General features: G+C 68.1%; 8 protein-coding genes. 7 read left to right on the top strand and 1 reads right to left on the bottom strand.

What is annotated here, in order from left to right:
• A partial coding sequence (locus tag GOAMI_RS21170) for a ComF family protein (protein ID WP_006438665.1) occupies positions 1 to 665 on the bottom strand: 665 nt, incomplete at its 3' end.
• Between the two features lie 384 nt (positions 666 to 1,049).
• On the opposite strand from GOAMI_RS21170, the gene hpf reads away from it, so the two are divergent.
• The 7 genes from hpf to GOAMI_RS21135 all read left to right on the top strand — a co-directional run bounded on the left by hpf (position 1,050) and on the right by GOAMI_RS21135 (position 10,169).
• The gene (gene hpf, locus GOAMI_RS21165; protein ID WP_006438664.1) at positions 1,050 to 1,871 is read left to right on the top strand and encodes a ribosome hibernation-promoting factor, HPF/YfiA family; all 822 of its coding nucleotides are present in this window, start codon (positions 1,050 to 1,052) and stop codon (positions 1,869 to 1,871) included.
• A gap of 178 nt (positions 1,872 to 2,049) precedes the next feature.
• On the top strand, positions 2,050 to 4,863 hold the full coding sequence (secA, locus tag GOAMI_RS21160) for a preprotein translocase subunit SecA (RefSeq protein WP_006438663.1): 2,814 nt from the start codon (positions 2,050 to 2,052) through the stop codon (positions 4,861 to 4,863).
• A 196-nt stretch (positions 4,864 to 5,059) separates the two neighbouring features.
• Entirely contained in the window at positions 5,060 to 5,530 is a 471-nt protein-coding gene (locus tag GOAMI_RS21155; protein ID WP_310649853.1) for an Rv3235 family protein, read from the top strand.
• 68 nt (positions 5,531 to 5,598) lie between these two features.
• The gene (locus tag GOAMI_RS21150) at positions 5,599 to 7,080 is read left to right on the top strand and encodes a wax ester/triacylglycerol synthase domain-containing protein (RefSeq protein WP_006438661.1); all 1,482 of its coding nucleotides are present in this window, start codon (positions 5,599 to 5,601) and stop codon (positions 7,078 to 7,080) included.
• A gap of 60 nt (positions 7,081 to 7,140) precedes the next feature.
• Positions 7,141 to 7,707 carry a DUF6912 family protein gene (locus tag GOAMI_RS21145; RefSeq protein ID WP_006438660.1) on the top strand — a complete coding sequence of 189 codons (567 nt, stop codon included), beginning with the start codon at positions 7,141 to 7,143 and terminating at the stop codon, positions 7,705 to 7,707.
• 94 nt (positions 7,708 to 7,801) lie between these two features.
• Positions 7,802 to 8,917: a ferredoxin reductase gene (locus tag GOAMI_RS21140; RefSeq protein ID WP_024497771.1), complete on the top strand. Its 1,116-nt coding sequence runs from the start codon at positions 7,802 to 7,804 to the stop codon at positions 8,915 to 8,917.
• A 121-nt stretch (positions 8,918 to 9,038) separates the two neighbouring features.
• Positions 9,039 to 10,169 carry a GNAT family N-acetyltransferase gene (locus tag GOAMI_RS21135; protein ID WP_006438658.1) on the top strand — a complete coding sequence of 377 codons (1,131 nt, stop codon included), beginning with the start codon at positions 9,039 to 9,041 and terminating at the stop codon, positions 10,167 to 10,169.
• The last annotated feature ends 122 nt before the right edge of the window (positions 10,170 to 10,291 follow it).

The raw sequence follows: 10,291 nt of genomic DNA, 5'->3' as shown, positions 1-10,291 counted from the left end.
GCGGCGGCCAGCACCACGACCGCCGCGACCCCGACCCCGGCCGCACGCAGTACGCGCACCGACTCGGCCGCGGTGGCACCCGTGGTGATCACGTCGTCGATCAGTAGTGCCGCGCCACCGAGCGGTGGACACGGACCGGCGCGCAGACGGACCGCACCCGCGAGATTGCGGGCCCGCGCCCGGGCGTCGAGTCCGGCGGAGTCGCGAGCGGTCGCCGATGTCACCAGCAGCGGCGTCACGACGACCCGGGATCCCAGAAGAGGTGCGGCGTGTTCGGCGATCGCGGTCACCCGGTCGCCGCCGCGACGGCGGGCGCTCATCCGGCGGGTCGGTGCGGGGATCAATGTCAGGCGATCCGCGTCGGGCATCTCGCCCCAGCCGGCCAGGACCCGCACGGCGTGGGCGAGTGCGGCGCCCAGCGGTGGGATCAGATCACGCCGATCGTGTTCCTTGACCGCGATGATCCCCTGCCGGTGCGGACCCCGGTAGCGCCCGAGAGCCCACACCGGAACGCCGGGCGGGATGCGCGGCCGGGCGGCGACGGGAACGTCGTGCCACGCCCTGTCGCAGCGTGGGCACCACGGCGTCCCCGGCCGCCCGCACCCGCCGCACACCAGGGGAAAGACCAGATCCGCAGCCGCGGCCGGCACCTGTCGCCAGGTCATGTCCCGACCCTAGGTCCGGTCGTGGCCCAACCCGGTGGCGTCGCGCCGGCTGTGGACAGATCGGCCTGTTGGACGACGTGTGCCGAGACCTTGGGATCACCGTGCCGGGGCCTTCGTACCCCACTTGTCCCGACTCCGCCGACGCGGCAGGCCAAAACGTGGCCGATACCCGAACTTGCGACTACGGTCGTGGGTACATCGGGTTGCCGGGAGGACAACAGATTCCCCGCGCCGGTAACGACCGGTTTTCAGGAGGTGGTGCCCCTGCCGTTGAGTGTCAGCTGTCAGTTGGCATGGACTAATCCTCGACGTCGACCAAATCATCAGTGCGACAACAGATCACGATGTATCAGGCGCGCCGGGAACAATTCAGGAGGTAGTTGAATGTCCAACGTCATCCACCGCAGAGGCCAGCGCGAACCCAAACTCGCAGAGCAGAGGCCGACCGTGGAGGAGGGCCTCGAGCCCGACCACCAACCCGCCCAAACCGACTCCGACGACCAGGAGTTCGCGTTCGTCCGCCCACCGGGGACGGTGGAATCCGACGAACCCGCCGAGCCCATCGCCAAGATCGTGTTCAGCGGCCGGAACGTCGAAATACCCGACCACTACCGCATCTACGTCGGCGACAAGCTCGCCCGCCTCGAGCGATTCGATCCGACGATCTTCCAATTCGACGTCGAGCTGTACCACGAACGCAACCGGAGACAGTCCAAGGCCTGTCAGCAGGTCGAGATCACCGCGAAGGGCAAGGGTCCGATCGTCCGTTCGCAGGCCTGCGGCGAGAACTTCTACGCCGCACTCGAGCGGTCCCTGGACAAGCTCGAATCCCGCCTGCGCCGGGTCAAGGACCGGCGCCGTGTGCACCACGGCAACCGCCGTCCGCTGTCGGTGGCCGAGGCCACCGAGATCGGGGCACCGCCGTTGCGGGACAACCAATTGTCCGTGGAGGGGCTCGTCGGTGAGCCCGGGACCGCCGCGGCCGGTGCCACGACGTCCAATCATGACGACGTGGACGAGTACACGCCGGGTCAGATCGTCCGCGTGAAGGAACACACCGCGGTACCGATGAACGTCGACGACGCGCTCTACGAGATGGAGCTCGTCGGGCACGATTTCTTCCTGTTCCACGACAAGGAGACCGACAAGCCGTCGGTGGTGTACCGCAGGCATGCGTTCGACTACGGCCTCATCCGCCTGACCTGAACGCCGCTGAGCCGCCCTTCCGGTGAGCCGCCGACGAATCCCGAAGGGATGAAGTCTTCGGCCAACGTGCCGGTCGATCAGGGTCTGCTCAGCTCACCTCGCTACCATGGGATCCGGTCTGTGTGTTCGCACGGGCCGGATTCCGTGTGTTTTCTACAGGTGAGGGACTCGATCCACGGTGCTGAACAAGCTGTTGCGTGTCGGCGAAGGCCGCATGGTCAAGCGACTCGACGCGATCGCGTCGCACGTCGAGGCGCTGTCCGACGAGTTCGAGGCGCTTTCCGACGCCGAACTGCGAGCCAAGACAGACGAGTTCAAGAAACGGATCGCCGACGGTGAGACGCTCGACGAGCTGCTGCCCGAGGCCTTCGCGGCAGCCCGCGAGGCGGCATGGCGCGTGCTCGACCAGAAGCACTTCCACGTGCAGCTCATGGGCGGCGCGGCGCTGCACTACGGCAACATCGCCGAGATGAAGACCGGTGAGGGCAAGACCCTCACCTGTGTGCTGCCGGCGTACCTCAATGCGCTGTCGGGCGACGGCGTCCACGTCGTCACGGTCAACGACTACCTCGCCAAGCGCGACTCCGAGTGGATGGGGCGCGTGCACCGCTTCCTCGGCCTCGAGACCGCGGTGATCCTCACCGGCATGTCCTCATCTGCGCGCCGCGAGGCCTACGCAGCCGACATCACCTACGGAACCAACAACGAGTTCGGCTTCGACTACCTGCGCGACAACATGGCGCACTCGCTCGCCGACCTCGTCCAGCGCGGCCACGCCTACGCGATCGTCGACGAGGTCGACTCGATCCTCATCGACGAGGCGCGCACCCCGCTGATCATCTCGGGCCCGGCCGAGGGGTCGAGCAAGTGGTACACCGAGTTCGCGCGCATCGCGCCGCTGCTCGAGAAGGATGTCCACTACGAGGTCGACATCAAGAAGAAGACGATCGGCGTGCACGAGGCCGGTGTCGAGTTCGTCGAGGACCGCCTCGGCATCGACAATCTGTACGAGGCCGCCAATTCGCCGCTGGTCAGCTACCTGAACAACGCCATCAAGGTCAAGGAACTGTTCCAGCGCGACAAGGACTACATCGTTCGCAACGGTGAGGTCCTGATCGTCGACGAGTTCACCGGACGTGTGCTCGACGGCCGCCGCTTCAACGAGGGCCTGCACCAGGCGATCGAGGCCAAGGAAGGCGTCGAGATCAAGGCCGAGAACCAGACTCTCGCCACGATCACCCTGCAGAACTACTTCCGTCTCTACGACAAGTTGTCGGGTATGACCGGTACCGCCGAGACCGAGGCCGCCGAGTTCGACCAGATCTACAAGCTCGGGGTGCTACCGATCCCGACCAACCGACCCATGGTCCGCAAGGACCAGGGCGATCTGATCTACAAGACGGAAGAGGCCAAGTTCGCCGCGGTCGTCGACGACATCGTCGAGCGTCACGAGATCGGCCAGCCGGTGCTCATCGGTACCACCAGCGTCGAGCGGTCGGAGTACCTGTCGCGCCAGCTGAAGAAGCGCGAGATCCCGCACAACGTCCTCAACGCCAAGTTCCACGAGCAGGAAGCCCAGATCATCGCCGAGGCGGGCCGTCTGCGAGCGGTCACCGTGGCCACCAACATGGCCGGCCGTGGTACCGACGTCGTGCTCGGCGGCAACCCGGACATCATCGCCGACACCCGTCTGCGCAAGGCCGGTCTCGACCCGGTCAACACGCCCGACGAGTACGAGGCGGCCTGGGACGAGGCCATCGAGGTCGCGCGCAAGGAGGCGACCGACGAGGCCGAGGCCGTGCGCAAGGCCGGCGGCCTGTACGTGCTCGGCACCGAGCGCCACGAGTCGCGTCGTATCGACAACCAGCTGCGCGGCCGCTCGGGCCGTCAGGGCGATCCGGGCGAGTCGCGGTTCTACCTCTCCGTCGCCGACGAGCTCATGCGCCGCTTCAACGGCGGTGCGCTCGAGGCGATCATGAGCCGTCTGCCCGACGACGTGCCGATCGAGGCCAAGATGGTCACCAAGGCCATCCGCAGCGCTCAGACCCAGGTCGAGCAGCAGAACTTCGAGATGCGCAAGAACGTCCTCAAGTACGACGAGGTCATGAACGAGCAGCGCAAGATCATCTACGCCGAGCGCCGCCAGATCCTCGAGGGCGAGGATCACCACGAGCAGGTCAAGCAGATGATCGACGACGTGGTCAGCGCCTACGTCGACGGCGCGACCGCCGAGGGCTACGCCGAGGACTGGGATCTCGACGAGCTGTGGACCGCCCTGCGCACCCTGTACCCGATCGAACTCGATCCCAAAGCCGTTGTCGGAGAGACGGAATACGGTGAGCGCGACGACATCTCGGCCGAGGAGCTGCGTGAGACCCTCGTCGCCGACGCGAAGGCCGCCTACGACAAGCGTGAGCAGGCCATCGACGAGCTCGCCGGTGAGGGTGCGATGCGCCAGCTCGAGCGCAGCGTCCTGCTGAGCGTCCTCGACCGCAAGTGGCGTGACCACCTGTACGAGATGGACTACCTCCGCGAGGGCATCCACCTGCGTTCGATGGCGCAGCGCGACCCGGTGGTCGAGTACCAGCGCGAGGGCTTCGACATGTTCACCGGCATGCTCGAGGGCCTCAAGGAGGAAGCGCTCGGCATTCTGTTCAACGCACAGGTGCAGACCGAGCAGCCGGCACCGCAGGCGCCGCTGCCCACCGCGGCCGATCTGCGTGCCGCGGTCGGTGCCGGTGCACCCGCCCCGGCGGCCGACGCCGGTTCGCAGGTGCCCGCGGCATTGCGGGGGTCCGGCGTCACAGATGGTGACGTGCCGATGACGTTCTCCGGGCCCGACGAGGGTGGTGGCACGGTCGTCCACTCCGAGGAGGAGGAACTCGCCGGTGCCGCCGAGTCGGCCAGCCGTCGGGAGCGTCGTGCGGCCGCGCGTGCGAACACCAAGGGCAGCCGCCCGAAGCCGCCGAAGGCCAAGAAGCAGCGCCGCTGAAAAATTTTCGGGTGAAAAGCGGAACCTGACAGGGGAGTGGCTGCGTCCAATCCCCATGCAGACACTCACTTCCGCTCCACCCGCCGGCGCACAGACGACGAGGGTTCGGGTTCGGCCGGCCCCCACGTATGAACCGGCCGGGCCCGGCGCGATGGGGGCCGGGGCGACCGGGGCCGGGCCCGACCGGGAGCGCACCGTGTTCCCACGGCCGCGCTCCGGTGCGGGGCCGTCGCGCAAGACCGTGGCCGCCGCGGTGGAGGCCCGGAGGTTCACCGTCGCCACGTCTCGACTGCTCTTCGAGGTCATCGACCGCCGCCGCGGGATCGCGCACCTCGGCGACTCCGTCTCGCCCGCGATCGCCGACCAGGTGGTGGCACTGGTCCGCCACGACGCCTTCCGCGTCGCCGAGACGAGCGGTGCCCCCGGGGGACCGCCGGCTCGCGGTACGGTCCTCCACCGCGTCCACGTCCAGCTGCGCGACACCAGCAGCGCCGAGGTCTTCGGGTCGTACACCAGTGGCGGGCGGGTCCGCGCCTTCGCCGGGCGCGTCGAACGCAAGCCGTGCCGTGTGCGTGGAGCCGATCCGCGCGCCGCTGGCCGGGGTGCGCGAGCCGGCCTCGGTCAGGTCGAATACCGCTGGCAACTCGTGGCGCTCGAGTTCTGCTGACCGCTGTGCAGTTCTGCTGACACTGTCGATTCCGGCCACCACGCGTCCGGGCGGCTAGGATCGGCGGCGTGGTGAACCGTTTGTCGCCGCGCGACGCGATGTACTACTTCCTCGACGATGCCCGGTCGACGACCCATCTCGGGGCGCTGCTGGTCATCGACCCCTGCGCCGGCGAAGGGATGAAGGCAGGTGACACGGCGACCGGGGAGAACGCTTCCGCTTCCGCTTCCGTGTCCCGCAGACCCGCGATCGACTATCAGTCGCTGGTGTCGCTGGTCGAGAACCGACTCCAGCGTGCGCCCCGGTACCGGCAGGTGGTCCGCGAGGTCACGCTTGGGCTCGCTCGCCCGGTGTGGGTCGACGACCGGGATTTCGACATCAACTTCCACATCCGGCGCTCGGGACTACCGCGGCCGGGCGGTCCCACCGACCTCGCCGAGCTCATCTCCCGGGTGATGTCCCGACCGTTGGATCGCACACGGCCGCTGTGGGAGATGTACCTGATCGAGGGTCTGGCCGACGGACGGCTGGCGATCCTGACGAAGTCGCACCGCTGTCTGATCGATGGTCCGGAGCACCCGGAGATCAGCGAGGTCATCTGCGACGACACCGACACGCCGGAGTCGCTGCCCGAGGAACTGTGGATGCCCGGCTCCCCGCCGGGAACGACGAGCCTGGTCATCGGTGCGCTCGCCGAGGCGATGGCCCGTCCGGGCGACCTGGTCGAGACCATGGTGCACGGCAACGGCCTGGTGTCCGAGGTGCGTTCGGCGGTCGGCAACACCGTCCGGCGGTTCGGGGACGTCGTCGGCCAGCTCACCGACTCCGCTCCCCGCAGTCCGCTCAACAACTCGGGTACGACGACGCGGACCTTCACCACGGCGTCGGTGCCGCGCCGCGACTGCGCGAAGATCGCCGATCACCACAACTGCACCGTCACCGACGTCGAGCTCGCCATCATCTCCGGGGTGATGCGCAGGTGGATGCTGTCGGTCGACCCGGCTACGGTGCCGGCCGACACCGTCCGGGTGGTGATCCCGTTGTCGACCCGGGACCCCGGTGTGGAGGTCGAGGCGGAGTCCGAACCCGGCTGGATCAGTGTCGGCAAACCGAGCTTCGTGACGGACCTGCCGGTGGGGGAATCGAACCCGACCGTGCGGCTCGCCCAGGTCGCGGGACTCGCCGACCGGTACGCGCAGTCGTCGCGACGCATGAGTACCGGCCCGAGTCCGCTGTTTCCCGAGCTGGGTATGGTGCCGTTCGCCGACATCAGTTCCCGGGCGTTCCGGTCTCTCGACAGCCGCTCGTACAACGTGCCGGTGGCGATGAGCACGGCGCCGGTCGCCGACCGTTTCGTGCTCGGTGTTCCGGTGCGCGAGGTTTTCTACATCCCGGTTCTCGTGTCACCGCGGGCGCTCGCGGTCAGCGTCGTCGAGTACGGCGACCGGTTGCAGTTCGCGTTCATGGCCGACCGCGGTGTCATCCGGGACCTGCCCGACATGGCGGATTACGTCGCCGAGTCCTTCGATGAGTTGCTGGTCACCGGCTGAGCCGAGGTCGCGGCTAAGGTGAGCGGGTACCGCAATCGGACCGCGAGGAGCGAAGGTCGAATGAGGGTCTACCTGCCGGCGACGTTGGCAATGTTGATGCAGCTCAACTCGAATGGCGAGTTCCGGCCGATCGGCGGTACCGGATTCTCCTTGACTCCGGCGCTGCGCGAGGCGTTCGTCTCCGGCGATGACGACGAACTCTCCGAGGTCGCGATGCGCGAGGCGGCACGGGCGTCGTTGCGCCTGCTCGCCGGGGAAGTGCCGGAGCCCGGCGACGCCGCTGCCGAGGGCGATCTCGCCGCCGACGAGGCCGTCACGAAGCCGGGCGACACCCCCTCGTTGCCGCCGCGTCGGGTCGTGGTGGCCGCCGACGTCGAGGAGGTGGAACTCCGTCCCGATCTCGACGACGCCGTGGTGAAGGTCTCCGGGACGATTCCGGTCTCGGCGATCGCCTCGGTCCACGTCGACGTAAAAGAGGCGGAGGACAAGGTCCGTGCCGCGGTGGTCGTCATCGACGCAGCCGACATGGGCGACCTGGACGCCGAACTGGCCGTCGGCGACGCCGAGGACTTCGACCTCGCGTGGTATGCCACCCAGGAGCTGCCGTTCCTGCTCGAACTGCTCTGACCCGACTCGTCCCCGACTCCTGACGGCGCTAACCTACGGTTGCGTAGGTTAGAGTGTCAACGCAGTGTTCCTGACGTCGAAGGCGGTGTGTGGGTTGGGTCTGCTCGAGCGATTCGAAGAACCGGTGGCCGGGGTCGCGGCGCGAAGTCGCGGTGCCCAGTGGGTCCGTGCGGCGGTCACCCGCATCACCACGCCGTTGCTGCCCGACGACTACCTGCATCTCGCCAACCCGTTGTGGTCGGCGCGCGAGCTGCGCGGCAAGGTCATCTCGGTGATCCGGGAGACCGAGGACACCGCGACCATCCGGATTCGTCCGGGCTGGGGATTCTCGTTCGACTACGCGCCCGGACAGTACGTCGGGATCGGCGTGCTCATGGAGGGCCGATGGACGTGGCGCTCGTATTCGCTCACCTCGACCCCCGATACGTCGGCGAACGACAAGACCATCGCGATCACCGTGAAGGCGATGCCGGAGGGTTTCCTGTCGACCCACCTCGTGAACGGCCTGACGCCGGGCACCGTGGTGCGCCTCGCCGCGCCGCGCGGTGAGTTCGTCCTGCCCGACCCGCTGCCGGAGAAGATCCTGTTCGCCACCGCCGGCAGCGGACTCACGCCGATCATCTCGATGCTGCGCACCGTCAAACAGCGCAAGCAGAACACCGACATCCGCCTGATCCACTCGACACCCACCGAGGCCGACCTGCTCTTCGCCGACGAACTCGAGGAGATGGCGTCTTCGGGTCTCGTCGACCTGCACGTGCAGTACACCCGCACGGCAGGCAAGATCACCCCTGAGGTGCTGCCGAACCTGTGCCCGGACTGGCGTGAGCGTCAGACCTGGGCGTGTGGCCCAGCAGGTTTCCTCGACGGTCTGCATCGCCTCTACTCCGACGCCGACCTGGCCGACCGCTTGCACATCGAACGGTTCGCCCTCGAACGCGGTGTGGTCGGTGCGCAGGGCGGGACGGTGACCTTCGGCCGGTCCGGCAAGACCGCGGCTGTCGACGGCGCCACCACTCTTCTCGAGGCCGGCGAGGCCGCGGGCGCGATCATGCCGTTCGGCTGCCGGATGGGGATCTGCCAGAGCTGCGTGGTGATGCTCGACAAGGGATGCGTGCGCGATCTCCGCTCCGGCGTCGAACATGTCGAGGGCGAACGCGTCCAGACGTGCATCAGTGCCGCTGCCGGGGACTGCACGCTGGACGTCTGACCTGCTTCTTCGTCTGTGACCCGGCGACGCCGCGGGAACAGCCGGTACGCTCGAAAACGTGCGTGGTCACAGTGATGGGTCCCGTCGAGCTCGGCGTCCAGTTCGGTCTGGAGGCTGACCGGTGAAAGCCGCGGTCCCGATTCCCGAAAACGTCCCCGTTCTCACCGACGGCGGAGTGACCCTGCGGCCTCATGAGCCCCGAGATCTCGATCGCATGGTCGAGCTCGCGGCTGATCCGGCCATGATGCGGTGGACACCCGTCCCGGCGCCCTACAGTCGCGCCGCCGCCGAGAGGTTCGCCCTCGACTATGCACCCCGATCCTGGGCGGAGGGTTCCCGGATGTTGTGGGCCGTCGAGTTCGACGGCCGGTTCGTCGGCACCGTCGACCTCGAGGGGGAGGGGCCGCTCAGCAGGCTGAGTTACGACCTCCACCCCGACGCCCGTGGCTGGGGCGTGATGAAACGCGCGGTCCTCCTGGCGGTCGATTACGCCTTCACCGAGGCGGGCAAAGAGGTCGTCCGCTGGACCACGGTCGCGGGCAACATCGACGCCCTGCGCGTCGCGCACTCCTGCGGGTTCCGTCTCGACGCCGCGGTGCCCGACGGGATCGAGGTCCGCGGACACATCCGGGACGCGTGGGTCGGCTCGCTGCGTGCCGACGATGTGCGGAAACCGAAGACGGAATGGCGCACCGACGTGTTCGAGACCGAGCGGTTCCGTCTCCGGCCCCTCGCCGAACACGATGATCCGCGCATCCGCGAAACCCTCGACGACCCGGTCTCCCGCAAATACCTTTTCGCACGACCCGACCCGCTGGAACTCGAGCACGCCGCGGCCGAACGTCTGCGCAAGTGGTGGACCGCGGCGCAGGGCCTTACCTGCACCTGGGCGGTCGCCGACCTGGAGACCGACGACTACCTCGGTGACATCACCCTGCTGCACATCGACGAGGTCACCGGTGCCGAGGCCGGCTTCTACACGCATCCCGAGGCGCGCGGTCAGGGCGTTCTGGGAGAAGCGTTCCCGGCGTCTGTGCGCTATGCCTTCGAGAAGCTGGGGTTCCGGCGGTTGACGCTGTTCGCCGCCGACAGCAACGAAGGCAGCAAGAAACTCGCCCGCGCGGCCGGTTTCCGCGAGGTCAGCAGGCAGAAGCTGGCTGCCCGCTCCGACGGTGTCTTCGAGGACCTCATCGGCTTCGAGCTGTTCGTCGACGACTACCGCGAGGCCGCGTCCGTGTGCCCTGCTCGTTGAGCCGGTACCGAGCGCAGCGAGGCGCCGCGTCGAGCCCACCCCATCGCCGCGTCCGTGTGCCCTGCTCGTTGAGCCGGTACCGAGCGCAGCGAGGCACCGCGTCGAAACGACCCGCCCACCCC

It is taken from the genome of Gordonia amicalis NBRC 100051 = JCM 11271, assembly GCF_000332995.1.
Taxonomy (GTDB): domain Bacteria; phylum Actinomycetota; class Actinomycetes; order Mycobacteriales; family Mycobacteriaceae; genus Gordonia; species Gordonia amicalis.
This window is presented reverse-complemented; position numbering and strand designations above follow the sequence as displayed.

Excerpts from the sequence above, each read along its gene's own strand:
- hpf (WP_006438664.1), top strand. The coding sequence starts at position 1,050 with ATGTCCAACGTCATCCACCGCAGAGGCCAGCGCGAACCCAAACTCGCA.
- GOAMI_RS21145 (WP_006438660.1), top strand. The coding sequence starts at position 7,141 with ATGAGGGTCTACCTGCCGGCGACGTTGGCAATGTTGATGCAGCTCAAC.